This window comes from Phreatobacter aquiterrae (assembly GCF_053471285.1).
In genome coordinates, this window is the sequence record NZ_JBJPHW010000002.1 from 112,371 (window position 1) to 137,364 (window position 24,994).

At 67.7% G+C, this 24,994-nt stretch carries 25 protein-coding genes; 14 read left to right on the forward strand and 11 right to left on the reverse strand.

What is annotated here, in order from left to right; translation table 11 throughout:
* The first annotated feature begins 48 nt into the window (after positions 1-48).
* Together ACJ4V0_RS03025 and ACJ4V0_RS03030 are read left to right on the forward strand one after the other, a co-directional pair.
* Complete coding sequence (locus ACJ4V0_RS03025) at positions 49-285, forward strand: hypothetical protein (protein WP_448298076.1); 237 nt, start codon at positions 49-51, stop codon at positions 283-285.
* On the forward strand, positions 282-1,103 hold the full coding sequence (locus ACJ4V0_RS03030; RefSeq protein ID WP_448298077.1) for a hypothetical protein: 822 nt from the start codon (positions 282-284) through the stop codon (positions 1,101-1,103). The genes ACJ4V0_RS03025 and ACJ4V0_RS03030 overlap by 4 nt, the downstream gene beginning before the upstream one ends.
* An 11-nt stretch (positions 1,104-1,114) precedes the next feature.
* Here the strand turns inward: ACJ4V0_RS03030 and ACJ4V0_RS03035 are convergent, their stop codons facing one another.
* Positions 1,115-1,318, reverse strand: a complete 204-nt coding sequence (locus ACJ4V0_RS03035) for a hypothetical protein (protein ID WP_448298078.1) — start codon at positions 1,316-1,318, stop codon at positions 1,115-1,117.
* Between the two features lie 135 nt (positions 1,319-1,453).
* Positions 1,454-1,972, reverse strand: a complete 519-nt coding sequence (locus tag ACJ4V0_RS03040) for a hypothetical protein (RefSeq protein ID WP_448298079.1) — start codon at positions 1,970-1,972, stop codon at positions 1,454-1,456.
* A gap of 190 nt (positions 1,973-2,162) precedes the next feature.
* On the opposite strand from ACJ4V0_RS03040, the gene ACJ4V0_RS03045 reads away from it, so the two are divergent.
* On the forward strand, positions 2,163-3,317 hold the full coding sequence (locus tag ACJ4V0_RS03045) for an OpgC family protein (protein WP_448298080.1): 1,155 nt from the start codon (positions 2,163-2,165) through the stop codon (positions 3,315-3,317).
* A gap of 104 nt (positions 3,318-3,421) precedes the next feature.
* On the opposite strand, the gene ACJ4V0_RS03050 is transcribed toward ACJ4V0_RS03045, so the two are convergent.
* Positions 3,422-3,964: a Spy/CpxP family protein refolding chaperone gene (locus tag ACJ4V0_RS03050; RefSeq protein ID WP_448298081.1), complete on the reverse strand. Its 543-nt coding sequence runs from the start codon at positions 3,962-3,964 to the stop codon at positions 3,422-3,424.
* Between the two features lie 180 nt (positions 3,965-4,144).
* Between ACJ4V0_RS03050 and ACJ4V0_RS03055 the strand changes: the two genes are divergently transcribed.
* Both ACJ4V0_RS03055 and ACJ4V0_RS03060 read left to right on the forward strand, forming a co-directional pair.
* On the forward strand, positions 4,145-5,674 hold the full coding sequence (locus tag ACJ4V0_RS03055; protein ID WP_448298082.1) for a thymidine phosphorylase family protein: 1,530 nt from the start codon (positions 4,145-4,147) through the stop codon (positions 5,672-5,674).
* Positions 5,671-6,573 carry a ribose-phosphate pyrophosphokinase gene (locus ACJ4V0_RS03060; RefSeq protein WP_448298083.1) on the forward strand — a complete coding sequence of 301 codons (903 nt, stop codon included), beginning with the start codon at positions 5,671-5,673 and terminating at the stop codon, positions 6,571-6,573. The genes ACJ4V0_RS03055 and ACJ4V0_RS03060 overlap by 4 nt, the downstream gene beginning before the upstream one ends.
* Positions 6,574-6,580: 7 nt before the next feature.
* Here ACJ4V0_RS03060 and ACJ4V0_RS03065 read toward each other — a convergent pair whose 3' ends face one another.
* The 3 genes from ACJ4V0_RS03065 to ACJ4V0_RS03075 all read right to left on the reverse strand — a co-directional run bounded on the left by ACJ4V0_RS03065 (position 6,581) and on the right by ACJ4V0_RS03075 (position 9,409).
* A complete protein-coding gene (locus tag ACJ4V0_RS03065; RefSeq protein ID WP_448298084.1) occupies positions 6,581-6,736 on the reverse strand; it encodes a hypothetical protein in 156 nt (51 codons plus the stop codon).
* A gap of 101 nt (positions 6,737-6,837) precedes the next feature.
* A complete protein-coding gene (locus ACJ4V0_RS03070; protein ID WP_448298085.1) occupies positions 6,838-8,604 on the reverse strand; it encodes a methyl-accepting chemotaxis protein in 1,767 nt (588 codons plus the stop codon).
* 109 nt (positions 8,605-8,713) lie between these two features.
* A complete protein-coding gene (locus ACJ4V0_RS03075) occupies positions 8,714-9,409 on the reverse strand; it encodes an HAD-IA family hydrolase (RefSeq protein ID WP_448298086.1) in 696 nt (231 codons plus the stop codon).
* A 145-nt stretch (positions 9,410-9,554) separates the two neighbouring features.
* Between ACJ4V0_RS03075 and ACJ4V0_RS03080 the strand changes: the two genes are divergently transcribed.
* Positions 9,555-11,027 (forward strand): NAD-dependent succinate-semialdehyde dehydrogenase, encoded by a 1,473-nt coding sequence (locus tag ACJ4V0_RS03080; RefSeq protein ID WP_448298087.1) that lies wholly within the window; start codon positions 9,555-9,557, stop codon positions 11,025-11,027.
* 116 nt (positions 11,028-11,143) lie between these two features.
* Here the strand turns inward: ACJ4V0_RS03080 and ACJ4V0_RS03085 are convergent, their stop codons facing one another.
* Both ACJ4V0_RS03085 and ACJ4V0_RS03090 read right to left on the reverse strand, forming a co-directional pair.
* Entirely contained in the window at positions 11,144-12,682 is a 1,539-nt protein-coding gene (locus tag ACJ4V0_RS03085) for an ArnT family glycosyltransferase (RefSeq protein ID WP_448298088.1), read from the reverse strand.
* Positions 12,683-12,728: 46 nt separating this feature from the next.
* Positions 12,729-13,361, reverse strand: coding sequence for a LysE family translocator (locus tag ACJ4V0_RS03090; RefSeq protein ID WP_448298089.1), 633 nt, complete (start codon positions 13,359-13,361; stop codon positions 12,729-12,731).
* A gap of 144 nt (positions 13,362-13,505) precedes the next feature.
* On the opposite strand from ACJ4V0_RS03090, the gene ACJ4V0_RS03095 reads away from it, so the two are divergent.
* Entirely contained in the window at positions 13,506-13,856 is a 351-nt protein-coding gene (locus ACJ4V0_RS03095; RefSeq protein ID WP_448298090.1) for an antibiotic biosynthesis monooxygenase family protein, read from the forward strand.
* A gap of 21 nt (positions 13,857-13,877) precedes the next feature.
* Here the strand turns inward: ACJ4V0_RS03095 and ACJ4V0_RS03100 are convergent, their stop codons facing one another.
* From ACJ4V0_RS03100 to ACJ4V0_RS03110, 3 genes are all read right to left on the reverse strand, one after another.
* Entirely contained in the window at positions 13,878-14,870 is a 993-nt protein-coding gene (locus ACJ4V0_RS03100; protein ID WP_448298091.1) for a Bug family tripartite tricarboxylate transporter substrate binding protein, read from the reverse strand.
* A gap of 148 nt (positions 14,871-15,018) precedes the next feature.
* The gene (locus ACJ4V0_RS03105) at positions 15,019-15,957 is read right to left on the reverse strand and encodes a hypothetical protein (protein WP_448298092.1); all 939 of its coding nucleotides are present in this window, start codon (positions 15,955-15,957) and stop codon (positions 15,019-15,021) included.
* Position 15,958: 1 nt separating this feature from the next.
* Positions 15,959-16,363 (reverse strand): gamma-butyrobetaine hydroxylase family protein, encoded by a 405-nt coding sequence (locus ACJ4V0_RS03110; RefSeq protein ID WP_448298093.1) that lies wholly within the window; start codon positions 16,361-16,363, stop codon positions 15,959-15,961.
* A 159-nt stretch (positions 16,364-16,522) separates the two neighbouring features.
* Here ACJ4V0_RS03110 and moaA point away from each other — a divergent pair, with 159 nt between their 5' ends.
* The 7 genes from moaA to ACJ4V0_RS03145 all read left to right on the forward strand — a co-directional run bounded on the left by moaA (position 16,523) and on the right by ACJ4V0_RS03145 (position 24,991).
* Positions 16,523-17,548 (forward strand): GTP 3',8-cyclase MoaA, encoded by a 1,026-nt coding sequence (gene moaA / locus ACJ4V0_RS03115; RefSeq protein ID WP_448298094.1) that lies wholly within the window; start codon positions 16,523-16,525, stop codon positions 17,546-17,548.
* A 257-nt stretch (positions 17,549-17,805) separates the two neighbouring features.
* Positions 17,806-18,474 carry a hypothetical protein gene (locus ACJ4V0_RS03120; RefSeq protein ID WP_448298095.1) on the forward strand — a complete coding sequence of 223 codons (669 nt, stop codon included), beginning with the start codon at positions 17,806-17,808 and terminating at the stop codon, positions 18,472-18,474.
* A gap of 98 nt (positions 18,475-18,572) precedes the next feature.
* Positions 18,573-19,724 (forward strand): N-methyl-L-tryptophan oxidase, encoded by a 1,152-nt coding sequence (gene solA / locus ACJ4V0_RS03125; RefSeq protein WP_448298096.1) that lies wholly within the window; start codon positions 18,573-18,575, stop codon positions 19,722-19,724.
* The gene (locus tag ACJ4V0_RS03130; RefSeq protein ID WP_448298097.1) at positions 19,721-20,656 is read left to right on the forward strand and encodes a DMT family transporter; all 936 of its coding nucleotides are present in this window, start codon (positions 19,721-19,723) and stop codon (positions 20,654-20,656) included. The genes solA and ACJ4V0_RS03130 overlap by 4 nt, the downstream gene beginning before the upstream one ends.
* Positions 20,657-21,037: 381 nt before the next feature.
* On the forward strand, positions 21,038-21,646 hold the full coding sequence (locus tag ACJ4V0_RS03135; RefSeq protein WP_448298098.1) for a TRAP transporter small permease subunit: 609 nt from the start codon (positions 21,038-21,040) through the stop codon (positions 21,644-21,646).
* Between the two features lie 149 nt (positions 21,647-21,795).
* The gene (locus ACJ4V0_RS03140; protein WP_448298462.1) at positions 21,796-23,715 is read left to right on the forward strand and encodes a TRAP transporter large permease; all 1,920 of its coding nucleotides are present in this window, start codon (positions 21,796-21,798) and stop codon (positions 23,713-23,715) included.
* A 94-nt stretch (positions 23,716-23,809) separates the two neighbouring features.
* A complete protein-coding gene (locus ACJ4V0_RS03145) occupies positions 23,810-24,991 on the forward strand; it encodes a patatin-like phospholipase family protein (protein ID WP_448298099.1) in 1,182 nt (393 codons plus the stop codon).
* Positions 24,992-24,994: the final 3 nt, after the last annotated feature.

Sequence of the window (24,994 nt, forward strand, 5' to 3'; positions counted from 1 at the left end):
AGAGTTGTTCACCCTAGTCTTCTTCTTGTTGCAGCTAAGGGGGTGGCGATGGCGAGCATGTCAGCGCGGCAGGTGCGCAGCTTAGTCAAGAAATCTTCCAAGCGGGCTAGCTTTGCGGCGGCGGCCCGCCCAATGGGCGCGTGTATTATCACGCGTCACGCACCGCGGACCAAGGAAATCTGCGAGCAACTTTCGCAGAGCGACTGTGATTTCATCAACAGGGAATTGATGGCGCGCGATGCCGGCTTCACCAACTTCTTCCCTGGAAGGGCCTGCCCCAAATGAGCGCCATCGCCATGCCTTCTCGGAGGCCGCATTCTAACGCGCGACGTGGCCGCCACTGGCTGCCTGCGGTCGCATTGACCGGTCTCGCCGGCTGCACGACACCGCAGTTTATGGTAAGCGAGCGCCATGGCGCGCCGACAGTCCTCGACATCGTCGCGCGGATCCGATGCGAACTCGCGGACCTCGTCAGGGCAGATTCGGGGTTTGGCGATCATCGCAAGCGATTGATCGCCGGCAACTACCAAGTGGCCGTTGCAATATCCCTTCTTGTCACCGAAACAGGAGAATTGGCGCCGAGTTTCAATTTCCCTATTCCGCCCCAGTTCTCGTTCAACGTCGGAGCGCGCCTTGCCAGAACACGGGACCAGAACTACCTGCAAAACCTCTATTTTTCGATGGTTGACATCGAGAATCTCGTCAATACGGCCCCTGACGCCGTTCGTTGCCCCGGCGACAACGGCAATCTCAGCGGCGATCTGGGCATACGCCAGACTGCGATGATGGCCCTGCAGGCGCCCGGTGGCTACACCGCTCCGTTGATCTCCGGAATTTCCGGTGAGTTCGGTGGGTATGCGTCATTCGTCCTCGTCCGGAACGTCAATGCGGTGGGGCCAAACTGGACGCTGACCCATTTTCGCGGACCGGGAAACATGGGGACCCTCGGGCGGACTGATACCAACCGCGTTACCTTCGCATTCGCGGCCAAAGCCGCAACGACTCCAAGGGTCCGTTCAGCCGAGGTCGCGCCCAGCGCTCGCGCCCGGGAAATCTTGAATCAGCTCCTGCTGAATCAGCTTACCCTGCCCAGCGCCCGCTGAGCCTCCATCCCTCACCCGTCGTTCGCCGCCTGCGGCCAAGTCGCGGGCGGGTCCTGCGGGCCGCGCCAGGAGAGCATCAGTCCATTGCCGACGGCCCAGGCGCGCAAGGCGGCGAGGAGCGCATCGGGGCGGCTGACATCGGGCACTTCCTCCTCGATGAAGCGGTCCACCGCGGCAAGAAGATCGGGGGGAAGCTGCAGCTTGATCGTGGTCATGCGGGCGTCCTCGCACGTGCTCTTATGCGGCACGATGATGAGGATGTTCTCGTGCAGGAATGGTTAAGGAGCAAGTCCCCCTGTGATCGTGGTTGACCGCTCCTCACGCCATTCCTTCGCATTGTCGCGATCGCGTCACATGCGGTCGCGGTCGAGCATCATTTCCGTCACCCAGGCCGCCATGGCGCCGTAGAGCGCGTGGCCGATCGTGCTCATCACGGTGAGCTGGCCGCCCCAGGCGAGGAGCATGAAGGGCAGGCCGGCGAGCGGGGCGAAGATGCCCAGCGCGATGAAGGTGGTGAAGGCGCCCCAGATCCAGCCGTTCCAGCGCCGGCCGAGCGAGACGCCGTTGCGCGTCAGCAGGAAGTAGCCGAGCGGATAGCCGATGACGCCGGTAAAATAGTGCAGCGCCTTCGCCACGACGTCGGAGGGCTCGAAGCCGAGGCGGGCCGCGAACAGCGCCTTGATCAGCGACGGCGGCTCCAGCGGCCCGCCGGCGACGATGGCGGTCGGCACATTGGCCCAGATCTCCCAGAGGCCGAGACCGGCGAAGCCGCCGACCATGAGCGCGACCATCTCGCGCAGGCCGGGCACGGCGATGCCGGCGATGCGGGTCTCAGCGGGCAGGGTTGTTGGTGCGGCATCGGCGATCATGGCGGTCCCTCCGGGGTTTTCGGGGCGACGCCCGCCCCGTTGCATGACCATTCGCTCCGGCGGCGGCGGCGTTACCGGCGACGACTTCACCAAGTCGTGAGGGCCCGCAGCGGATCGCCCGGGCGGGGCGTGCGTAACGAACGGGCCGGCCCATGCGTAGCCTGTTCACCGCGACAGACGAGCCCGATCCATGACCGCCACGCCCAAGCGCCCCCGCGACCTCCGGCTCGACGTGTTCCGCGGCCTGTGCATGCTGATCATCTTCATCGCCCACATGCCGCAAAATCCCTGGCTCGCCTGGATTCCGGCCCGCTTCGGCTTCTCCTCGGCCACCGAACTCTTCGTCTTCGGATCGGGGTTCGCCAGCGCCATCGCCTTCGGGCGCACCTTCTCCACGGCCGGCTTCCTGAACGGCACGCTGAAGATCACCAACCGCATCTGGCAGCTCTACTGGACGCACCTCGCCCTCTTCGCCGCTCTGGCCGGCCTCACCGTGCTGCTGGCGCCGGAAGGCAGCCATGCCGCTCGGGCACTGTCCCATGTCTTCTCCGCGCCGGCGCAGGCGCTCGCCGGTCTCGTGACGCTCACCTACGTGCCGATGCTGCTCGACATCCTGCCGCTCTACATCGTCGTGCTGGCCCTCGTCCCGGTGATGATGGCGGCGCGCCGGCTGCATCCCGTCGCGCCTTTCGCGCTGTCCGCGGCCCTCTATGCGGCGACCTTTCTGCTCGGGCTCGAGATGCCGGGGCGGTCGAGCGATGCCGGACACTGGTTCTTCAACCCCTTCGCGTGGCAGGTGTTGTTCTTCGCAGGATTCGCCATCGGGCTCGGCTGGTGGACTCCGCCGGCCCTCGACCGCCGCGGCCTCGTTGCCATCGCCGCCGCGATCGTCGCGGTCTCGGTGCCCTTCAACTTCTGGGGCTTCACCGACGCCTATCCGGCGCTGATCGACATCCAGGCGGCGGTGTTGCCCCTCAACACCTGGACCAACCTCCACCCGGTCCGGATCATCCACTTTCTGGCACTGGCCTATCTCGTCCTGTCGCTGCTGGAACGCGCCCGATGGCTGCTCGACACCTGGGCGGCCCGGGTGCTGACCCTCGTCGGCACGCAATCGCTGCCGGCCTTCCTCGCCTGCACGGTCCTCGCGTGGATCGGCGGCATCGCGCTCGACATCCTGGGCGACACACCCGGACCGGTGACGGTGATCAACATCGCCGGGCTTGCCGGCATCGTCGCGGCGGCCTGGGTGGCGCGGCTGTTCAAGGCGGAACCGTGGGCGCGGCCGAGGGCCCTGGACGCCCGGCCATCGCCTGCCGCCCGGCTGAAGCCAACGGAAGCCTGAATCGAACGCGGCGGCCGGCCCGGTATAGGCAGCCGCCGCTTCCTGGAACCGTTTCCACGGTCACCCGGCCAGAGCAGACCGGACGAGACCCGGCAAAGTCCGGATCAACGGGCCGGACGCCCCCAGCCCCAGCCGCCGGAACCCCAGCTCCAGCCCCCACCTTCGCCGTGCCAGCCCTGCCCGCGCATCATGCCGCGACCGCCCCGGGCAAACAGCCCGTCGGCCCGGCGCTTCTGCGCATCGTCCAGGGCCGCATAGAGCGGCTCGGCGGCCTCGGCGATCTTCTTCAGGGATGCGGCATTCTCCGCCATCATGTCGGAGGCTGTGCGCAGGCCCTGCACCGGGTTGGGCGGGGTGGCGCTCTGGCGCTGCCCGCGCATGGCCTCCATGCGGGCATAGCGCTGGCTCATCGCCTCGCGCATCGCCGCCTCGACCGGCGCCCACAGCTGCTCCTGATCGGCAGTGAGGCGGAGCGAGGCCTTCATGGCGGCGAGGCGCGCATCCATGCGGGCCGATCGCTGCTCGGGATCCATGCGGGTCCATCGCCCCCCTCCGTAGCCCGGCCCCCAGTTCTGGGCGGCCGGCTGGGCCATGGCTGTAGTCGCAAGGCACGTCGAAACGACGGCCGTCAGAATGAGCCTGCGCATGGGACTTCTCCCTCTTTCAAGAATTCGAATGTGTATAGTCTGATCCCCTGCCCCCTGCCCGGCGTTGCTATGGTTCAAGTCGGGTTGCAGCCGACCCGGGGGCACATGTCTTCCAGGGCGGCGACCTCCTATGCTGCGCTGGCGTCCCATCAAAGTCCGCACGCCGAGGTCCCGATACGCATGCTCCGACCCCAACTCAGGATCCGCCGCATTGCGCTCGACACCGGCCGGGAGAACGTCGCCGTCATCTCGCGCCGGTCCAAGGCGCTGCGACCCGAGGTGTTCCGCGGCTTCAGCCGTGTCGAGCTCCGGCATGCGACGAAGACCATGCCGATGACGCTGCTCATCACCGACGACGACGCACTGGTCGGCCCCGACGAGATCGGGCTGGCGGAACCGGCCTTCCGCCGGTTCGGCCGGCCAGCCGGTGATTGGGTTTCCGTCACCCCGGCGACGCCACCGGCGAGCCTCGATGCCGTCCGCGAGAAGATCATGGGGCACACGCTCAGCACCGCCGCCATCGACGCGATCATCGACGACATCGCCCACTATCGCTATTCGGACATGGAGATCGCCGCCTTCCTCGTGGGCTCGGCGAGTTTCATCACCGGCGAGGAACTGCTCGCCCTGACGCGGGCCATGGCCAGCGCCGGAACCCAGCTCAACTGGGGCCGCCCCATCGTCGTCGACAAGCACTGCATCGGCGGCATTCCCGGCAACCGCACCTCGATGGTGATGGTGCCGATCGTCGCGGCCCACGGCCTCACCATGCCGAAGACATCCTCACGCGCGATGACCTCGCCGGCGGGAACGGCCGACACGATGGAGGTGCTCGCCCGCGTCGACCTCGGCATGGACGAGATGCGCGAGGTCGTGAACGCCTGCCATGGCTGCCTCGTCTGGGGCGGCCACGTGAACCTGTCGCCAGCCGACGACATTCTCATCTCGGTCGAAAGGCCGCTCGGCATCGACACGCGCGAACAGATGGTCGCCTCGATCATGTCGAAGAAATTCGCCGCGGGTTCGACGCATCTTCTGGTCGATCTGCCGGTCGGGCCGGCGGCCAAGTTGAGGAACGCCACCGAGGCGATGCGCCTGAGGAAGCTCTTCGAGTTCGTCGGCGGGCATCTCGGCATTGCGGTCGAGGTCGTCACCACCGACGGACGGCAGCCGATCGGCAACGGCATCGGCCCCGTACTCGAGGCGGCCGACGTCATGGCGGTGCTGTCCAACGATCCGTCGGCACCGGCCGACCTGCGCGAGAAGTCGCTCAGGCTCGCAGCCCACGTGCTCGACTTCGATCCCGGACTGCGCGGCGGCACGGGCTATGCCCGCGCGCGCGAACTGCTCGAAAGCGGCGCAGCGCTCCGTCAGATGGAGAAGATCATCGACGCGCAGGGCCCCTCCTCCTGCCGCACCGATCTCGGCACGATGACCACCGACATCCTCGCGCCGGCGGACGGCGTGGTGAACTCCATCGACTGCCTGCGGCTGAACCGCCTCGCGCGCACGGCCGGCGCGCCGCTCGACAAGGGCGCCGGCATCCGCATCTTCAAAAAGATCGGAGATCGGGTCGAGATGGGCGAGCCGCTCTACCGGATCCATGCCTTCGACCAGGCCGAATTCGATCTGGCGGCGGCAGCGGCCGATGCCGATCCCGGCTACCTCATCGACGGCCACGACGATGCGACGGCGGAGACCGCGCGATGAGGGGCATCGCCATCCAGAGCCTGAAGGGCGGGGCTGCGGATGCCACAAGGCTCGCGCTCAAGCTCGGCATCCCCGCGCACACGATCGCCATGCACCGGTTTCCCGATACGGAACTCCGCGTCACGGTCGGGCCCGCCGCGCCGACGACCATCCTCTATGCCTCGCTCGACCAGCCGAACGACAAGCTCATTTCGCTACTCTTCGCCACCGAAGCGCTCAGACGCGGCGGGGCGCGGCGGCTTGTGCTGGTCGCGCCCTATCTCTGCTACATGCGGCAGGACGCCGCCTTCGCACCGGGCGAGGCGATCAGCCAGGCGGTGGTCGGCCGCCTGCTCGCAGGAGCCTTCGACCGCGTCGTCACGGTCGATGCGCACCTGCACCGCACGTCATCCCTGGAGGCTGTCTTCCCCGGCATCGAGACCCTGAACCTCTCGGCCATTCCGGCCATTGCGGAAGGCGTTTCCGCTGCCGGCTACGACGCGCGCACCGTCGTGGTCGGTCCGGATGAGGAATCGGAGCCGTGGGCGCGGGACCTCGGCGCAAGGCTTCGCGTCGACCATACCGTCGCGCGCAAGACGCGCCACGGAGATCGCTCCGTCGACATCACCTTGTCCGATCCCGCGATCCTCGCCGGGCGACCGGCGGTCCTGTTCGACGACATCGTGTCCTCGGGAGGTACGATCATCGCCTGCGCGAGGATGCTTCTGGCGGCCGGGGCCGCGAGAGTGGACGTCGTCGTCACCCATGCCCTCTTCCCGCCGGCACTGCTGGACGATTTCACAGAGGCAGGCATCGGGTCCGTGCGCTCGACCAGCAGCGTTCCGCACCCGACAAACGCCATTCCCCTCGACAGCCTTCTCGCTGAAGCGCTGGCAGGCGAGTTGGTTGGGAGATACTGACGGGGATTCAGCGACGGAGCGAACGTGCGTCGCCGTCGGAGACGTCGCGGTCGCCGAGGGTCCTGCGGGTCTTCCAGCTGTCGAGGAGCCGGCCGACCGTCGAGGAAAAGGCTTCCCCCGCCTGCTGCCGATAGAACCGGGCCCAAGGGGTCTCGTTCGCCATGTTTTCCTCCACCGCTAGTCCTTCAACCGAACAGGCGGTCGCCGGTTCCCTCGCCACCGCTCCGCGCATGCCTGCGACCGGTTCGGAGGGGCCGGGCCCGCTCATAGCCGGTAGGCCATCCTGACGCCGCCCCAGTGGCGCCCGAAGATGCGGATCGGCGCGTCGATCTCCTTCATGTGGACGGTCACGCCGTTGCCCATGTCGCGGGCATAGGACTGGATGAGGTAAGGCCGCGCGCTACGCGCCGCGGACAGGCCGGCGCGATCGTCGAAGATGCGTTTGTTGCGGCAGTTGGCGGCGTTCCAGACGGGATCGCCGGGCTTCTGCGGATGGGAATAGATGCGGTTGTGGACCGGCAGGTAGGCGTTGCGGTCGACCGCGGCGCAGAAGGCCATCTGCGGGTCGACCTTGACCCATTTCTCCTGGATCGGCGGCAGGAGTTGTTCGAGCAGCGGCAGGTAGCGGGTTGAGAACTGCACGGGATCGGTGCCGGGAATGCGGATATAGTCGTTGTCGAAGAAGTCCTGCCGGGACAGCCGCCCCGCCTCGGCGGCAGCCTCGAAGGCCTTGCTGATCTCCTCCGCCGCGGCCACCGCGTGGGCTATGCGCTCCGCATCGGCCTCCCTCAGGGCGACGAGCCGCGCCGCGACGGCGGCGTGGGCCTCATCGGTCAAGTCGACGAATTGGCAGTGCAGGCCGAGCGACGAGCGCCCGACGATCTTCGCATTGAACGCGCCCATGCCGGTCAGCGAGGCCTTCACCGTGTCGCCGGCCGCAAGGGCCTCGGCTCCGGCCGGTGACAGCAGCATGCCACCTTCGGACAGGTCGATGGTCCGGCACTGGGCCTGCCCCTTCGGGCCCGCGATCGTCACCGCGATCTCGACGGGAAGCCGATCATGCCGACGGCGGTCGCCGATCTCCGACTGGCGCAGGAAGATGGTGAAGCGCGATCTCAGCTTCTCGGTCAGCAGGCGCGCGTCGCGGCCGGCGGCGTCGGCGGCGCCGGAGGTCGCCTCCGCATCCTGCGCGGCGGCGTCGATGTCGCTGGCTCCCGCCGCGACGTTGACGATGAAGGAGGCGGTGTCGGCGGCCGAGCGCGACAGGTCCTGAATGGTCTCGACCTGCTGCTCGACCGCATCGGCCACGGTCGCGAAGACCGGCCGTATCGCCTCGACCGCGCCGGCGATCTGCTGGACCGCCGCAATGGAGGCCTGGGCATCCGATTGAAGATGGGCGATGCGGCGGGCGATCTCGTCGGTGGCGCGCTGGGTCTCCATGCTGAGGTTCTTCACCTCGCTGGCGACCACGGCGAAGCCGCGACCGGCCTCGCCGGCGCGCGCCGCCTCGATGGTGGCGTTGAGTGCGAGGAGATTGGTCTGGCGGGCGATCTTGGCGATCAGGGCCACCACCTGGTCGATCTCGGCCGAGGAGGCGCGCAGTCCGTCGATGCTCATCGAGGCATTGCCGACCGCCTCGACGGCCTCGTCGGTGAAGCGGGTCGCCTGGCGGACGCGGTCGCCGATCTCGTGGCTGCTCTGGCCGAACTCCTCCGTTGCGGCCGCAAGCTGGCGCGAATTCTCCGAGGCTCCGGCGGCGAGGCGGTCGAGCGCGCGCGAGCGCTCGCGGATGGCCGCCAGCGCGCGGCTGGCCGCCGCGGTGCCGTCATGGACGTGGTCGGTCGCCGAGGACACGTCGGCGATGACCTTCATCAGATCGGATTCGACTAGCCCGATCGTGTCGCGGATCTGGGCGATCTCGGCCTTCAGGCGCACGACCTCGGCCGCCGCGTCCTCACCGGCCGGCGCCGTCGTGGCTTCATGAGTCACCGTCTGCGGGGCGCGGCCCTTCAGCATGCGACCAAGGACCATGAGCGTTTCCCTCACCGTGCCGCGCGGAAAGCACGGTCATTTTGCGGGAATTGTGCCGGTTCGTGGTAAACGCGGGCTTAAGCGTATCTCAGGGCGGGACGCCCCCGCCTTATACTTCCGTATGAGAGGCCGCCGGCAGGAGGCGTCCGACGGCTGCGGCGAGATCGTCGTAATGGTCGATAATCACGTCCGGTCCGAGGCTCGGCAGCGGAATGGCGGTGTAGCCGCCGGAATAGGCGATCACCGGCACGCTGGCGGCCTGCGCCGCGCGGATATCCGTATCGGAATCGCCGACCATGACGGCACGGGAGGGATCGCCGCCGGCATCGCGCACGGTCATGAGGATGTGGCCCGGATCGGGCTTGCGGACGGAATAGGTGTCGGCGCCGGCGATGACGGCGAAACGGCGCGCCATGTCCAGTTCCTCGAGCAACTGGCGCGCCAGCCGCTGAACCTTGTTGGTGCAGACGGCCAGCACCATGCCCTCGTCGGCGAGACGGTCGAGAGCCTCGATCATGCCGGGAAAGGGGCGGCTGTCGCGCGTCAGTCGGGTCTCATAGACAGCGATGTAGCGGGCGAACACCTCATCGACCTCGGCTTTCGTCTCGCCCCGGCCCTTCAGTTTCAGCGCCTTCTCCACCATCGGCCTCATGCCGTGGCCGATCAGCTTGCGCGCCTCGTCGAAATCGATGCCTTCGAGACCCTCGGATTCCAGCAGCCACGACAGCGTGCCGATCAGGTCCGGATAGGTGTCGACGAGGGTTCCGTCGAGGTCGAAGACGATGGTCGGGGCGGCGATGGTCATGCGGCTCATCCTGTGCTCCGCCCCTCATGCCGCAAGCCGCCCGCCCTGTCACGCCGCGCGGCCTGCCCTGCAAGGAGCAGGGTGCGCCGACGGTGCGCCGGTGTTAGAAAGCCGGTCTCTCATTCCGCAAGCCCCGGAGGTCCCGATGAACGCGCCCCTGAAGACCACGCCGCTGCCGCTCAAGGACCCGACGCTCCTCAAGTCGCAATGCTACGTCAACGGCGAATGGGTCGGCACGCCGGTCGACCCCGTCGTCAACCCGGCCACCGGCCAGACCATCGGCCATGTGCCGCGCTTCGGCGCGACGGAGGCGGCGGAGGCCGTCGAGCACGCCGCCAAGGCCTTCAAGCTGTGGTCGAAGAAGACCGCCAAGGAGCGCTCGAACCTCCTGCGCAAGTGGTTCGACCTGATGATCGCCAACACCGACGACCTCGGCATGATCATGACCGCCGAGCAGGGCAAGCCGCTGGCCGAGGCCAAGGGCGAGATCGCCTATGCCGCCTCCTTCGTCGAGTTCTTCGCCGAGGAAGCGCGCCGCGTCTATGGCGACATCATTCCGCAGCACCGGCCCGACCACCGCATCCTCGTGCAGAAGCAGCCGATCGGCGTCTGCGCCGCCATCACGCCGTGGAACTTCCCGGCGGCGATGATCACCCGCAAGTGCTCGCCGGCGATTGCCGTCGGCTGCACCATGGTGGTGAAGCCCGCTCCCGAGACGCCGCTGACGGCCCTCGCCCTTGCCGAACTGGCTCACCGCGCCGGCATCCCGGCAGGTGTCATCAACATCATAACCGGCGACGCCGCGCCCATCGGCAAGGTCTGGTGCGAGCACCCGACCGTCCGCTTCATCGGCTTCACCGGCTCTACCCCGGTCGGCAAGCTGCTGATGGCTCAGGCCGCTTCCACCGTGAAGCGCGTCGGCCTCGAGCTTGGCGGCAATGCGCCCTTCATCGTCTTCGACGACGCGGACATCGACGCCGCCGTCGAGGGGGCCATGGTCTCCAAGTACCGCAACATGGGCCAGACCTGCGTCTGCGCCAACCGCATCTTCGTCCAGGACACGGTGCATGACGAGTTCGTCGCCAAGTTCACGGCACGGGTGAAGGCGCTGAAGGTCGGCAACGGGCTTGAGCCCGGCATCGACCAGGGCCCGCTGATCAAGCCGGCGGCGGTGGATAAGGTCGAGGCCCATGTGAAGGACGCCGTCGCCAAGGGCGGCAGGATCGAGACCGGCGGCAAGCGCTCCGATCTCGGCCATACTTTCTTCGAGCCGACCGTCATCTCCGGCGTCACGCCGGACATGCTGGTGACGCGCGAGGAGACCTTCGGCCCGCTGGCGCCGATCTACCGCTTCAAGACCGAGGAGGAGGCGATCGAGCTCGCCAACGCCACGCCCTTCGGCCTTGCCAGCTACTTCTACGGCCGTGACATCGGGCGCGTGTTCCGCGTCGCCGAAGCACTGGAATACGGCATGGTCGGCATCAACACCGGCCTCGTCGGCACCGATGTCGCCCCCTTCGGCGGCGTCAAGGAATCCGGCCTCGGCCGCGAGGGCTCGCACTACGGCCTCGACGAGTTCATCGAGATCAAGCTGATGATGCTCGGCGGCATCCAGTAAGCCGATTCAGTCGGCGGACATGCGAAGGGCGGTGCCGCAAGGTGCCGCCCTTTCTGCTTGCACGCCCCGTGCGGCCCCGACCGCATGAAGGTGCAGTGCGACCCGGCACGTGCCCCTCAGCGGGCCGCCACGCTCACCGGCGCCATCGACTTCAGCCCTCGCGCCGGCACGATGACAAGTTCGAGTTCGGGCCGGCCGCCGCGGCCGATGGACAGCCTCTCCGGCTCGCCGATCACCTCGAACTGGCTCTGCAACACCGCCTGCTGGCGGGCCCATGTGCCGGCGAGCGCGACGATCAGGATATCGCCGCCGCGAAAGGCGCGGGGAACCTGGCGGAAGGCGAAGCCGCGCGGGTCGGGGCCGATGACCATGACGTCGGCGCGATCGCCGACGGCGAGATCGACCTTGCCGCCCTCGTTCCATGTGAGCCCGACCACCACGGGGCCGGCGCCCTTCGTTGCACCCCTGGTGGCAAGCACGGGCCTGAGGGCGACCCAGTCGAAGGCGTCGACCGTCGGGTCCGCCCTGACGGGGACGCCGAGGCGGGTCAGCACGCCGGTGGCGCCGATGGCGCCGATGCCGAGCGACAGGACGACCGCCAGCCCGACGCACCACTTCGCCCAGACGCGCGGCGAGGGGCTCGCCTGCGGGTTCGCCACCATCCAGGCGCCGAGCAAGGGGAAGACGAAGAACCAGCCCGGCATGGGCCAGTGCGGCAGCGCCCAGCCGGACCACAGCGACTGCAGCGTGAAATAGAGGATCGTCGGGGCCGCCAGCGCCATCAGGAACAGGCGGCGCGGCTCCTTCAGCCGGCCGAGGTTCTGCGCCGCGATGGTGGCGAGCGGCACGGCAATCCAGGGAGCGAGCCAGACGAACTGCCCAGCCAGCATCTGGGCGAAGGCGGCAAGCGTCAGCCCCTGTCCGCCGCCCCTGCCCGCCTGGAAGCGCAGGGAGACCCACTCGTTGGCGATGTTCCAGACGATAACCGGTGAGACGGCGAGCGCCGCCAGCACGGCGCCGGCCCAGGGCACGGGGTGGGCGAGCCAGCGGCGGTGCTCCGTCGCCAGCAGGAAGAGCGCGAGGCCGAAGACGACGAAGAGCGCCGAGTATTTCGACAGGCCGGCAAGGCCGAAGCAGAGCCCGGCGATCAGCCAGGCGGTCCAGGGCGACGGGCTTTCGTCCTCTCGCGGGAAGAACAGCCGCGCCAGGGCCAGAACGCCGCCGGCGAGGAAGAACAGCAGCGGTCCGTCCGGCACGATCCAGGTGCCGGGAGAGGCCAGGAAGAACAGCGAGGCGTTCAGCGCCAGGACCGCCCAGACGGCCGGCCAGCCGCCGAACAGCCGCTCGGTCAGACGGAACATCAGCCAGGACGTGCCGGCAAAGAGCGCGATGAAGGGCAGCCGCACCGCCCAGTTTGTGCCGATGACGAGAAGGGACACATGGGCCAGCCACAGGTGCAGCGGCGGATGGTCGAAATAGGACAGCGCCAGCCGGCGCGCCTGCCCCAGCGTGTAGCTCTCGTCCACGCCGAAGCCGAGCAGGGCGGCGAAGACGATGCGCAGCGCCGTGAAGCCGAGGATGACGATGATCGCCGCCCGCGCGGGATCGTCAGGCAGGCGCGCGAAAGGCTTGTCGGTGGCGGAGGCGGACGTCATGGCGTCGGGTTAGCAGAGCGGCGCGGCGAATGCACCCGCGCCGCCCTCAGGCCCGCTGGCGATAGCTCTGCATCGCATCGCTCCCCGACTTTACGCCGAACAGGACGAAGGTCAGACCGACCAGCCGCGTCACGATGAGGCCGTGGGTGAGGAAGAAGCGGCGGACGGCCGGAAGCCCTGCGACGGCGACCAGGATGATGTCGGCGAGGATGAAGCCGAGGAAGGCCACCAGCATCACGAAGGGCGCGAGGTCCCAGGTCAGCAGGCCGGAATAATGCCCGACCAGCACGGTGAACATGGCCACGGACACCGGATAGGCCTTCGGGTTGGTCACCCCGAAGATCAGGCCGGCCGCCAGCGGGTGGCGGCCGCCGATCACGGTGGTTCCGGAGGCCTCCCGCGCCATGAGCGCCCTCACCCCGAGAAAGATCAGGTAGGCACCGCAGACGAGCCCGAGGATCTCGAACAGGAGGGGACCCAACTGGTTGACGCCGACGATGGCGGCCAGCGCCAGCGTCCCCCACAGCACGTCGCCGACGAGATGGCCGGTGACGAACCAGGTGCCGGACACGCGTCCGTCCTTCGCCGCCAAGGCGAAGAGCGCAAGGAAGGCTGGACCTGGGGTGAGCACGTAGATCATCGCGGCCGCGATGGTGGCGAAGAAGAGGCCGATGGTCATGGCAGGGCGACTCGCTGCAGGAACGCGCCCAGCCCACCATGTCCGGCGCGGTGCGTCAAAGCGCCTGGACGGCGGCGGCCGCATGACGGCACGCGCACGTTGTTCTACACTTAATACAGAAAAGCACGCCGTCAGGGGAATGCCATGATCGTCGTCATCTTCGAAGTGCAGCCGGCCGAAGGGCAATTGCCCGGCTACATGGACCACGCCGCACGGCTGCGACCGGAGCTCGAGGCGATCGACGGCTTCCTCTCGGTCGAGCGGTTCCAGAGCCTGACCGATCCCGCGAAGCTCCTGTCGCTGTCGTTCTGGCGCGACGAGGAAGCGGTGAAGGCCTGGCGCAATCACGCCATGCACAGGGCGACGCAGGCGGCGGGGCGGGACGGGATGTTCGCAGGCTACAGGCTGCGCGTCGCTCAGGTGATACGCGACTACGACATGGCGGAGAAACGGGCCGAAGCCCCCGCCGACAGCCGGGAACGCCACCACGCCTGAGCGCGGTGGCGCCTCCGTCCGTCAGTTCTGCAGCTTGATGTTTGCGGTATCGATGATCTTCTTGAACTTCGCCATCTCGGTGACGGCCTTCTCGCGCATCTGATCGGGCGTCGATGGCGTCGATTCGGCGCCCATTTCCTCGAAGCGCTTGATGACGGCCGGCTCGGCGAGAACTTCCTGCAGCGCCTTCGACAGGCGCTCGGTGATCTCCTTCGGCGTGCCCTTCGGCGCCACGAAGCCGTTCCACGAGGTGATGTCGAAGCCCGGCAGGGTGTCGTTCAGCGGCGGAATCTCCGGCGCGATGGTCACCCGCTTCAGCGAGGTGACGGCAAAGCCGCGGAGGGTGCCGGCCTTGTAGTGCGGATAGGGCGAGGTGAAATTGTCGAAGGAAAGCTTCACTTCGCCGGTGAGGAGCCCCTGCACGAGGCCCGCCGACGAGCGGAACGGCACATGGGTCATGCGGGTGCCGGTCAGCTGCATGAACAGCTCGGCGGAGAGATGGATCGACGTGCCGATGCCCGACGAGCCGAAATTCTCCTTGCCCGGGTTGGCCTTCAGATAGGCGATGAACTCCGGCAGCGTCTGGGCCGGCACCGAGGGGTGGACGCACATGAAATTCGGCTGCGCCGAGGACAGCGACAGGAACTCGAAGTCGTCCATCGGCTTGAACGGCAGGCGATCGCCATAGAGATTCGGGTTGATGCCGTGATTGGCGATCGTCGTCATGCCGATCGTGTAGCCGTCATTGGCCGAGCGGGCGATGGCCGCGACGCCCACATTGCCGCCGGCGCCCGCCTTGTTCTCGATAACGAAGCTCTGGCCGAGCTTGGCGAGCAGCCGTTCGGTCACGATGCGTCCGATGACGTCCGTCGAGCCGCCGGCGCCGAAGGGCACGATCACGGTGACAGGGCGGTTCGGGTAGGCCTGCGCAAACCCTTCGCTGCCGATGAAGGGGGCGGCGAGCGTCCCCGCCGTCAGCGAGAGCACAGTTCGCCTGTCGATAGTCTTGGTCATGGTTCCTCCTGGGAGATTTGAATCGCGCGGCTTCACGGCCGTCTTGGCCGGGAAACTAGCACGGCCCGCCGTTCACGCAACGGTGAAGCGGCGCGGCAATCCAGCGATCAGGAGAATGAGCCGGCCGCGGTCTCGGCCGGCGCAGGTGTCAGGTCATGGACCGGAGCTGACGCGGCAGCGCGGCGAGATCGGCCTCAAGCTCGCCGATGCGGGCACGCAGGGCCGATTCCGCCTCGGTTCGGTTGGTGAACTCGGCCTCGTCGACGACGAATTTCTCGCCGCGGAAGAGGCCGGACTTCTTCACCTTCACGCCGTTGGTCCTCAGATCGTCGAGCAGCTTCTGGGCCGCGGTGATCTTGGCGTTGATGGCGTTGTTGTGCTCAAGGGCCGTCGCCCGGTCACGCTCGCGCTGGGAATCGGCAAGGCGCGCGTTGCGCGCATCAATGCGCGCCCGGTAGTCGGCGGCCTCCAGATATTCGGTGCGCTGGCAAACGACCAGGAGCGAGGCGGTGGTGCCGGCGGCCCAGCCGAGGCCGAAGGCGCCGAGTACCGCTTCGGCCTCGCGCCGGTTACCCTGGCGCACGACCTTCTGATGCTCGTGGTAGGTCAGGCTCTTGTCCAGCGGAACGACCATCTTGATCTCCCACTGGTCCTCGTTGAGCGAGGCGATCAGCTGGTCGAGACGGGACGTGATCTCGGGGACGTCGACCGTCACGGCGCCGAGGCTCCACTCCTTGTCGCCCTCCGTCTTGGTCCAGTTGGGGAACAGGTCGACGGTGAATTGCTTGGTCTCGATCCACGGGATCATGGCTGTTGAACTCGTCGGCAGGGAGGTCGCGGAAACGGGGGGCGTGGCGGGGAAAGGCTGCAGGCGCGAGGCCGGAACGGCGAGCGCGGGCGGCTCGGGAGAGAGTTCCGGCTCGGCGGGCGTGTCGACCGGGGCGGTCACGATCAGCGGATCAAGGACGACAGGCGGCGGCGCGGCGGGCACGACCGGCGAGCCCATCGGCGGATCCGGCCGGTCGAGGCTGAAGCCGTCGAGGGCGGCCGCCAGTTCGTCGAGCTTTGCGCGATCGTCCGGCGCCAACTCAACGGCCGGGACGTTCGCGGGCGCCGCCACTGGTTGCAAGTCCGTCGAGGTAGCGGGTCCAGATCGCGTCGTGGTCTCGTCCGAGCTCATACAGGTAGTCCCATGAGTAGATGCCGGAGGAATGCATGTCGTCGAAGCTGAGGCGGACCGCATAGTGACCGACCCGGTCGACCCCGATCAGTTGCACGTCCTTCTTGCCCCCGACGAACTTGCGCTCCGACGGTGAATGCCCCTGCACTTCCGCAGAGGGGCTCTCCACCCGCAGATATTCGGCGTCGAGGGCAAAAATGTGCCCGTCGTCGAAGGTAACCGTGAGGCGGCGCCGGTCGGCGGACAATCGCAACTCGGTCGGCCAGGCATGCTGGCGACCCGTGGCGCTTTCGACAGCGCTGATCTCCCGCATGGCCGCATCTCCCTGAGCGAGAACGTGTCGCAGAACGGAACGGAGAGGTAGACTGTTCCGCCGCGTACTTCAACGCCGCAGGGGCGTGACGAACGGCACAAGCATGCCTAAATAGAGGTCATGGCGGCCGGCTTCACGCCGGGCGGCCGGGAGGATTGCATGTTCGACGCTGCCGCCTCGGTGAAACCGGCCCCGATGATCGACCCCTTCGGGCGGTCCATCGACTATCTGCGCGTCTCGGTGACGGACCGCTGCGATTTCCGCTGCGTCTACTGCATGTCGGAGAACATGGCGTTCCTGCCGAAGAAGGACCTGCTGTCCCTCGAGGAACTGGACCGGCTCTGCTCGGCCTTCATCGCCAAGGGTGTCCGCCGGCTGCGCCTGACCGGCGGCGAGCCCCTGGTCCGCAAGGAGGTCATGACGCTGTTCCGCTCCCTGTCGCGCCATCTCGACCGGGGGACGCTCGACGAACTGACCGTGACGACCAATGGCTCGCAGCTCGCCCGCCATGCCGCCGACCTCGCCGCCTGCGGCGTCCGGAGGATCAACGTTTCGCTGGATACGCTGGATCCGGGGCGGTTCCGCGCCATTACCCGCTGGGGCGACCTCGACGCCGTGCTGAAGGGCATCGACGCGGCGCTGGCCGCCGGCATCCATGTGAAGATCAACGCGGTGGCCCTGAAGGGTGTCAACGAGGCCGAGATCGCCGATCTCGTGACCTGGGCTCACGGCAAGGGCATGGACATTTCCTTCATCGAGGTCATGCCGCTGGGTGACATCGAACCGTCCCGCCTCGACCAGTACCTGCCGCTGTCGATGGTGCGCGCTGAGCTCTCCGAGCGCTGGACCCTCACCGAGAGCCAGCACCGTACCGGCGGTCCGGCGCGCTATGTGGATGTGGCGGAGACCGGAGGGCGGATCGGCTTCATCACGCCGATGACCCACAATTTCTGCGAAAGCTGCAACCGGGTGCGGGTCACCTGCACCGGAACGCTCTACATGTGTCTCGGCCAGGAGGACGCCGCCGACCTCCGCGCGCCGCTGCGCGCCTCGGAGGCCGACGATCTTCTGTTCGCCGCTATCGACCGGGCCATCGCCCGCAAACCGAAAGGTCACGACTTCGTGATAGACCGCCGGATGCAGCGGCCTTCGGTATCAAGGCACATGAGCATGACCGGCGGCTGATAAGATTATTTCATTCGTGTACGAACAGAAGAAATAAACACGTCCGGGCGCTGCGCGAAGCTCTTACCTGCATTGCACCAGGGCTGCCGCAAGGGAAAATGCCCCTTTCGCGCCACAATCGGAAGGCTTATGCGTCCTTATACAGGAGCCCCACGAGTTAGCGGATTCGTTCCGCCACGGGCTCGATTCGCATTCAACCCCACATGCCATCCTGCGCAGCGAAGCGTCGGGCGGCCCGTCCTACTGAGGCGACCGTGATGAACTCATCATCTCCGGCGGCGCAGGCTGATCCCGTTCTTGTGCGGGAGGCCCTGCAGCAGCTTCTCCAATCGTCCTTCGTCCCGGACGGCTCCGTTCTGGCCACGATGCTGTCGCATGTCGTCGAGCGCACGCTCGCCGGCGATGGCCGCTCCATCAAGGCCTATACGATCGCCGTGGAAGCTTTCGGCCGGCCTCCCGACTTCGATCCCGACCGAGACTCGACGGTGCGCGTCACGGCCATGCGCCTTCGCACGGCACTCGACCTCTACTACGCGGGTCCGGGAGCGAACGACCCGCTGCGCATTCGTCTGGTGCCGGGGTCCTATCGTCCGATCTTCGAGCCGACCGGGATTGCGGCCGTTCCATCCTCGTCAGGCGCCCGCATCGCACCCGCCATCCCGGCCGCAGAACCGCCCGCGCGTCGCCTGCGGGTTCCCGCCCTCGCCGGCTGGCTCGCGGCGATCACCATCATTCTCGCGCTCGACGTCGCCATGACGGTCTCGCTCATGGCGTATCAGTTGCGCGGCGAGGCGGTGGTCGAACCGCAGGTCGCCAAGCCGGCGTTCAAGGGCGTCAGCACGGCCGAGAAGCCGGCTCCCCGCAGCCCCGTCTTCGACCTGATCCGGCACGACGTGCAGCGCAGTTTCGAGCAGCCGATCGACTAGGCTTTCATCGCGGGGCAGGTGCGACGCCGCCGCCCTCGACGCCGCGGCGATCTGGCGCTAGCTGAATCGCGGGGACGAAGCGACCGGAGCGCACAAGCGTGGCCAACTATGACGTGATCGTTGCCGGCATCGGCGCGATGGGATCGGCCGCGGCCTATCAACTGGCGCGCCGCGGCCAGCGGGTTCTGGGCCTCGAACGCTTCGACATTCCGCATGCGATGGGGTCGTCGCACGGGACCAACCGGATCATCCGGCTCGCCTATTTTGAACATCCCCTCTACGTGCCGCTTCTGCGCCGGGCCTATGAGCTGTGGCGGGAGACGGAAAGCGCGTTCGGCGAACAGCTCCTCTACATCACCGGCGGCATCGACGCGGGTCCACCCGCCGGGCGCGTGGTGTCGGGATCGCTCGCCGCCTGCCGGGAGCACGACCTGCCGCACGAACTCCTCGATGCGAAAGAGGCCATGCGGCGGTTCCCCGGCTTCCGCCTCGGCGCCGATCAGGTCGCCAACTTCCAGGCCGATGCGGGCTTCGTCATGAGCGAGCGCGCCATCGTCGCGCACGTCACCATGGCGATGGCGGCCGGCGCCGAAATCAGGGCGCGCGAGGCCATCCTCGGCTGGGAGCCCACCGCGGGCGGCGGCGTACGCGTGACGACGTCGCGGGGGAGCTACGAGGCCGGCCGGCTGATCCTGTCGACCGGCGCATGGATCGGCGACCACGCCGCCGATCTCGCCAGCCTCGCGGCTCCCGAACGTCAGGTGCTTGGCTGGTTCCAGCCCAGGGTTCCGGAGCACTTCGCCCTCGGCGCCTTCCCCGTCTCCATCGTCGAGACGGGTTCGACCTCCTGCTACCAGTTCCCGGTCTTCGGCGTGCCCGGATTCAAGATCGGCCTCTATCACCACCTGAATGAAACCGGCCACGCCGACAGCCTGTCGCGGGAGCCGACCGAGCAGGATGAGGCGGCGCTGCGCGCGGTCCTGCGCGAGACCTTCCCCGACGCGGACGGGCCGCTCCTCGGGCTGCGCTGCTGCATGTTCACCAACACCCCGGACGAGCATTTCATCGTCGACACCCTGCCCGGCCTGCCGCAGGTCGTCGTCGCCTCGCCCTGCTCGGGCCACGGCTTCAAGTTCGCCGGGGTGATGGGCGAGGTTCTGGCCGACCTCGCCATCTCCGGCGCCACGCGCCACGACATCTCGCTGTTCCGTCTCGACCGGTTCGCCGCCGGCGGCGGAGCCGTGCCTTGACCCCCTTCACCGCTCCCGCGGTGGATGCGGGCGCCAATCGCCGGGGCATCATCGCGATGTGCACCGCGATGGCCTGCTTCATGACCAACGACACCCTGGTCAAGCTGGTGGCGCGGGACCTGCCCTCCGGCGAGATCATCGCCATCCGCGGCGCCTTCGCCACAGTGATGGTCTTCGCCTGGCTGGTGATCGCCGGCCATGTCCGGCACATCGGCAAGGCGGCCTCGCCGCTGGTCGCCAGCCGCGCCGGGCTCGAGGCGCTGGTCGCCTTTCTCTTCATCACGGCCATCGCCGACATGCCGATCGCCGACATCACCGCCATCTTCCTCATCACGCCGCTGCTGATCACCGCTCTGTCAGGCCCTCTCCTGAAGGAACAGGTGGGCTGGCGGCGCTGGTCGGCGGTCGCTGCGGGCTTTGCCGGCATGCTGCTGGTGGTGAAGCCGGGCGGCGCCGGATTCGTCGCGGGCTCGGCCACCGCCATGGCGCTCGCCAGCGTGGTCTTCTGCGCGGTGCGCGACATGGTCACGCGCTTCATCGACCCGCGCATCCCCACCATTGTCATCACGCTGACGACCTGCGTCGCCGTCGGGGCTTTCGGCGCGGCGATGATCCCGTTCCAGACCTGGGTCCCGCCGACGCAGACCCACGTGCTCATCCTGCTCGCCGCGGCCACGGTGGTTGTCGTCGGCAATCACGCGATGATCCTCGCGTTCCGCGGCGTGGAGGTCTCGCTGGTCTCGCCGTTCCGATATTCGGTCATGGTCTGGGCCATCGTCTCGGGCATCACCGTTTTCGGTGAATGGCCAGATGCGGCGAGCTGGGCCGGCATCGCCCTCATCGTCGGGGCGGGGCTGTACACGCTTCATCGCGAGCGCGTGCGCCTGCGCGTGCGCGACGCCAAGGCGGAAGCCGAGACGACGCTGCCCTGACCGCTGCGATTGGCGTTTGTGTCCTGGCGCGCGCCCGGAGCGCAATTTTCCGCGCTCAATCCCTCGCTTTCGATCCCGATTGTCACCAGACCACTATTGTCCGCGCCGAAGCCGTGGCATAGAGAAGCCGCGGCGCTCAGGCGCCGAGCCGGTCACCGCACAACAACCGCGGGGCTGGTCAGCGGGACAGGCATGACGGGCGATCACGGCCGGCCGAGGTTTACGCTCCACCAAGCGGAGCGGACCGGCCGCCTCGGGGACCTCTTTCCTGGCGGCGCACCGGACGGGCTGGTCCGGTCGGCCGTCGCAGGGAGCGGGTTCCGATCGTCCCGGAAGGCTGCGCCCCCGCGAGGTCATGGCCTTCCAGGGAGTGTGCCCGGCATGCAGGTATTGCTTTCCATCAGCCGCGTCATCGACGCGGTGAACACCGCCATCGGCAAGGCCGTCAGCTGGCTGATCCTCGTCGCCGTCGTCATCTCGGCGGGCAATGCGATCATCCGCAAGGTGTTCTCGAGTTCATCGAACGCCTGGCTGGAAATGCAGTGGTACCTGTTCGGCGCCGTCTTCATGCTCTGCGCCGCCTGGACGCTGCTCTCCAACGAGCATATCCGCATCGACGTCGTGAACAGCCTGCTGCCGAAGCGGGTGCGCAACTGGATCGACGTCGTCGGGCACGCCCTGTTCCTCATGCCCTTCTGCATCCTGCTGCTCTATGACAGCTGGCCGTTCTTCCTGAAATCCTACCTGCAGAACGAGCAGTCGATGAATGCCGGCGGCCTGGTGGTCTGGCCGGCCAAGTTCCTGGTCGTCGCCGGCTTCGTGCTGCTCCTGTTCCAGGGCGTCAGCGAGCTCATCAAGCGCATCGCCATCATGCGCGGCGAGCTCGAGGACGTCCACGGCGGCGGCGCGCATGACATGGCGGCAGCCGAAGCGGCGCGCCTGCTTGAGGTCGCCAAGGCCCAGGGCCTGCTCGACGCGGCCAAGAAGTGACGCGTACCGGGAGAAAATCAGTGTCCATCCGTCGTTCCCTCTCGGGCGCCCTCGCCGCCGCCGCGCTCACCCTCCTTGCCCTCGCCTTCTTCGCCGAACCGGCGCAGGCGGCCACCGGGTCCGGCTTCGGCGACTTCGTCCGCGCCAACATGGCGCCGGTCATGTTCGTCGCCCTCGTCTTCTTCCTGCTGCTCGGCTATCCGGTGGCCTTCGCCCTGGCCGCCAACGGCCTGTTCTTCGCCATCATCGGCATCGAACTCGGGCTGTTCCAGCCGAACTTCCTGCAGGCGCTGCCCGAGCGCATCTACGGGACGATGAACAACGACACGCTGCTGGCGATCCCGTTCTTCACCTTCATGGGCCTCATCCTCGAGCGCTCCGGTATGGCCGAGGACCTGCTCGACACCATCGGCCAGCTGTTCGGCTCGATCCGCGGCGGGCTTGCCTATGCCGTCATCTTCGTCGGCGCGCTGCTGGCTGCGACCACCGGCGTCGTCGCCGCCTCAGTCATCTCGATGGGTCTCATCTCGCTGCCGATCATGCTGCGCTACGGTTATGACCGGCGGCTCGCCACCGGCGTCATCGCTGCCTCAGGCACGCTGGCACAGATCATCCCGCCCTCGCTCGTCCTCATCGTCATGGCCGACCAGCTCGGTCGTTCCGTCGGCGACATGTACGAGGGAGCCTTCGTGCCCGGAATGGTGCTGTCCTCGCTCTACGCGGGCTATGTGCTCCTGGTCGCGCTGCTCACGCCGAAGAACGCCCCCGGCCTGCCGAAGGAAGCCCTCCTCTACATGCAGGACGACGGCAAGCGCGGCACCTGGAAGCTCGGCATCCTCGTGCTCTTCTCGGCGTTCGTTTCCGTGTTCATCATGAACCAGACGGGCGTGAAGGGCGGCGCCGACTTCGTCATCCTGTCCATGTCGGTGGCCGTGTTGGTCGCCTTCATCGCGGCCGTCTGCAACTACTATTTCGGCGCGCAGCGGCTGATCCTCACCGTCGCCGCCACCGCGGCGCTGATGGTCGCCTACTACTTCCTCAAGCAGGGTGGCTACACGACATGGTCGCTCATCGCGGAGGCCGCCGCCTTCGGCTTCGCCTACGCGATCGTCGTCGGGGTCGTCGAGCGCTTCGCCGGCGTGAAGCTGATCTCGCCCATCGCCGAGCAGGTCACCTTCGTCATGGTGCCGCCGCTCGGCCTGATCTTCCTCGTCCTCGGCACCATCTTCATCGGCCTCGCGACGCCGACCGAAGGCGGCGCCATGGGGGCTGCAGGCGCGATGATCCTCGCCATCATGAAGCGGCGCCTGTCCTGGGACCTCGTGCGCCAGGCCAGCGAGTCCACCGCCAAGCTGTCGGCCTTCGTGCTGTTCATCCTGGTCGGCGCACGCGTCTTCTCGCTGACCTTCTACGGCGTCAACGGCCACGTCTGGGTCGAGCACCTGCTCGTGTCGCTGCCGGGCGGCCAGGCAGGCTTCCTGATCGTCGTCAACATCATGGTCTTCCTGCTGGCCTTCTTCCTCGACTTCTTCGAGCTGGCCTTCATCGTGGTTCCGCTGCTCGGCCCGGCCGCCGAAAAGCTCGGCATCGACCTGATCTGGTTCGGCGTGATCCTGGCCGTCAACATGCAGACGAGCTTCATGCACCCGCCCTTCGGCTTCGCGCTCTTCTACCTGCGATCTGTGGCGCCGAAGGAGCCCTATACGGACAAGGTGACGGGCCTGCGCATGGAGCCGGTCACCACCATGCAGATCTACTGGGGCGCGGTGCCCTTCGTGGTCATCCAGTGCATCATGGTGGCGCTGGTGATCACCTTCCCGGGCATGGTGCTGCACTACAAGGGAACCGCCTCCACGGTGGACCCGTCCAAGGTCGAGATTCGCATCGAGCTTCCGGGCCTCGGAGGCGGCGGCCTGCCCGGCCTCGAAGGCCCGGGCGGCCTGCCAGGGCTCGGCGCGCCTCCCGGACTTGGCGCACCTCCCGGACTTGGCGCGCCTCCCGGCCTCGGTGCGCCTCCCGGTCTCGGCGGACCGCCGCCAGGCCTCGAGCCGCCGCCGCCGCGCAACTGACGTCAACCGGGCCGCGACACGGGTCGCGGCCCGTGTCTTTTCGGTCCTAGACGGCCGCCCGCCGCAGCCTTATCGAGGCAGGGTGGAGTGACCGATGCGCCTTGCGATCTCGCCCCTGTTCCGCATGATGGCCGTCGCGGCCGTCGCGCTGGTACTGGCCGGCTGCGCCAGCCAGCCGCGCCTGCCGTCGGTGCAGCGCCACGAGACCGCAGAGGCGACTTTCCTAGGGATTCCCGATGCCCGGTTCTCACTGACCGGCAACGCCGAACTGCTCGCCCAGATGTTCCTGGCCGCCGAGCGGCGGCAGCAGATGTCTGGGATGACCGGCACCCAGCACATGCTGGCGATCTCCGGCGGCGGCGAGAACGGCGCCTTCGGTGCCGGCCTTCTCTACGGCTGGACGGAACGTGGCGACCGCCCGCAGTTCCGCCTCGTCACGGGTGTCTCCACCGGCGCGCTGACGGCGCCCTTCGCCTTTCTCGGCAGTCGCTACGACGAGCAGTTGAAGGCCGTCTACACGACCGTCCAGCGGGACAATATCGCCCAGCTCCTGCCGATCCTCACCATTCTGGGCAGCGATTCCGCCGCCGACAGCCGCCCGCTCGCCAGCCTGATCGCCACCTACATCACGCCCGAAATGGTCGCCGAGATCGGCCGCGAGTACCAGAAGGGCCGCCTGCTGCTGGTCGGCACCACCAATCTCGACCTCGGGCAGCCGATCGCCTGGAACATCGGCGCCATCGCCGTCAGCAACCATCCGGCCAGGGTCCAGGCCATTCGCGACATCCTGCTGGCCTCGGCCTCCGTTCCCGGCGCCTTCCCGCCGGTCATGATGGACGTGATGGTCGGCGGCACCCGCCGGCAGGAGATGCATGTCGATGGCGGCGCCACGACACAGGTCTTCCTCTATGCGAGCAATACGCCGCTTCGACTGGCCCCGGCATACGTCAGGCGGACGCCGCGCGTCGCCTGGATCATCCGCAACGGGCGGACTCAGGAACTGCACGACGAGGTCAAGCGCGGTCTGGTCCAGATCGCCGCGCGCTCCATCTCGACCATGATCTCGGCAAACGCCATCGGCGACATCTACCGGATGTACCTGGTCACCCAGCGCGACCGGGTCGACTTCAACCTCGCCTATATCTCCAGCCGCTTCACAGTGCCCTACGACAAGCCCTTCGACCCCGTTTACATGAACGCGCTGTTCGCGTTCGGCCGCAGCGAGATTCTGGCGAACACGCCCTGGCTGAAGCGCCCGCCGGGCTACACGCCCTGACCG

What these genes read in the sequence shown, in the direction of transcription:
- ACJ4V0_RS03070 (WP_448298085.1), bottom strand. Translation starts at nt 8,604, where the DNA reads ATGGTCCTTGGTCGCATGCTGAAGGGCCGCGCCCCGCAGACGGTGACT.
- ACJ4V0_RS03050 (WP_448298081.1), bottom strand. Translation starts at nt 3,964, where the DNA reads ATGCGCAGGCTCATTCTGACGGCCGTCGTTTCGACGTGCCTTGCGACT.
- ACJ4V0_RS03140 (WP_448298462.1), top strand. Translation starts at nt 21,796, where the DNA reads ATGGCGCCGGTCATGTTCGTCGCCCTCGTCTTCTTCCTGCTGCTCGGC.
- ACJ4V0_RS03065 (WP_448298084.1), bottom strand. Translation starts at nt 6,736, where the DNA reads ATGGCGAACGAGACCCCTTGGGCCCGGTTCTATCGGCAGCAGGCGGGG.
- ACJ4V0_RS03035 (WP_448298078.1), bottom strand. Translation starts at nt 1,318, where the DNA reads ATGACCACGATCAAGCTGCAGCTTCCCCCCGATCTTCTTGCCGCGGTG.
- ACJ4V0_RS03135 (WP_448298098.1), top strand. Translation starts at nt 21,038, where the DNA reads ATGCAGGTATTGCTTTCCATCAGCCGCGTCATCGACGCGGTGAACACC.
- ACJ4V0_RS03095 (WP_448298090.1), top strand. Translation starts at nt 13,506, where the DNA reads ATGATCGTCGTCATCTTCGAAGTGCAGCCGGCCGAAGGGCAATTGCCC.
- ACJ4V0_RS03100 (WP_448298091.1), bottom strand. Translation starts at nt 14,870, where the DNA reads ATGACCAAGACTATCGACAGGCGAACTGTGCTCTCGCTGACGGCGGGG.
- ACJ4V0_RS03090 (WP_448298089.1), bottom strand. Translation starts at nt 13,361, where the DNA reads ATGACCATCGGCCTCTTCTTCGCCACCATCGCGGCCGCGATGATCTAC.
- ACJ4V0_RS03145 (WP_448298099.1), top strand. Translation starts at nt 23,810, where the DNA reads ATGCGCCTTGCGATCTCGCCCCTGTTCCGCATGATGGCCGTCGCGGCC.
- ACJ4V0_RS03055 (WP_448298082.1), top strand. Translation starts at nt 4,145, where the DNA reads ATGCTCCGACCCCAACTCAGGATCCGCCGCATTGCGCTCGACACCGGC.
- ACJ4V0_RS03110 (WP_448298093.1), bottom strand. Translation starts at nt 16,363, where the DNA reads ATGCGGGAGATCAGCGCTGTCGAAAGCGCCACGGGTCGCCAGCATGCC.
- ACJ4V0_RS03045 (WP_448298080.1), top strand. Translation starts at nt 2,163, where the DNA reads ATGACCGCCACGCCCAAGCGCCCCCGCGACCTCCGGCTCGACGTGTTC.
- ACJ4V0_RS03120 (WP_448298095.1), top strand. Translation starts at nt 17,806, where the DNA reads ATGAACTCATCATCTCCGGCGGCGCAGGCTGATCCCGTTCTTGTGCGG.
- ACJ4V0_RS03080 (WP_448298087.1), top strand. Translation starts at nt 9,555, where the DNA reads ATGAACGCGCCCCTGAAGACCACGCCGCTGCCGCTCAAGGACCCGACG.
- ACJ4V0_RS03040 (WP_448298079.1), bottom strand. Translation starts at nt 1,972, where the DNA reads ATGATCGCCGATGCCGCACCAACAACCCTGCCCGCTGAGACCCGCATC.
- ACJ4V0_RS03060 (WP_448298083.1), top strand. Translation starts at nt 5,671, where the DNA reads ATGAGGGGCATCGCCATCCAGAGCCTGAAGGGCGGGGCTGCGGATGCC.
- moaA (WP_448298094.1), top strand. Translation starts at nt 16,523, where the DNA reads ATGTTCGACGCTGCCGCCTCGGTGAAACCGGCCCCGATGATCGACCCC.
- ACJ4V0_RS03075 (WP_448298086.1), bottom strand. Translation starts at nt 9,409, where the DNA reads ATGACCATCGCCGCCCCGACCATCGTCTTCGACCTCGACGGAACCCTC.
- ACJ4V0_RS03025 (WP_448298076.1), top strand. Translation starts at nt 49, where the DNA reads ATGGCGAGCATGTCAGCGCGGCAGGTGCGCAGCTTAGTCAAGAAATCT.
- ACJ4V0_RS03085 (WP_448298088.1), bottom strand. Translation starts at nt 12,682, where the DNA reads ATGACGTCCGCCTCCGCCACCGACAAGCCTTTCGCGCGCCTGCCTGAC.
- ACJ4V0_RS03030 (WP_448298077.1), top strand. Translation starts at nt 282, where the DNA reads ATGAGCGCCATCGCCATGCCTTCTCGGAGGCCGCATTCTAACGCGCGA.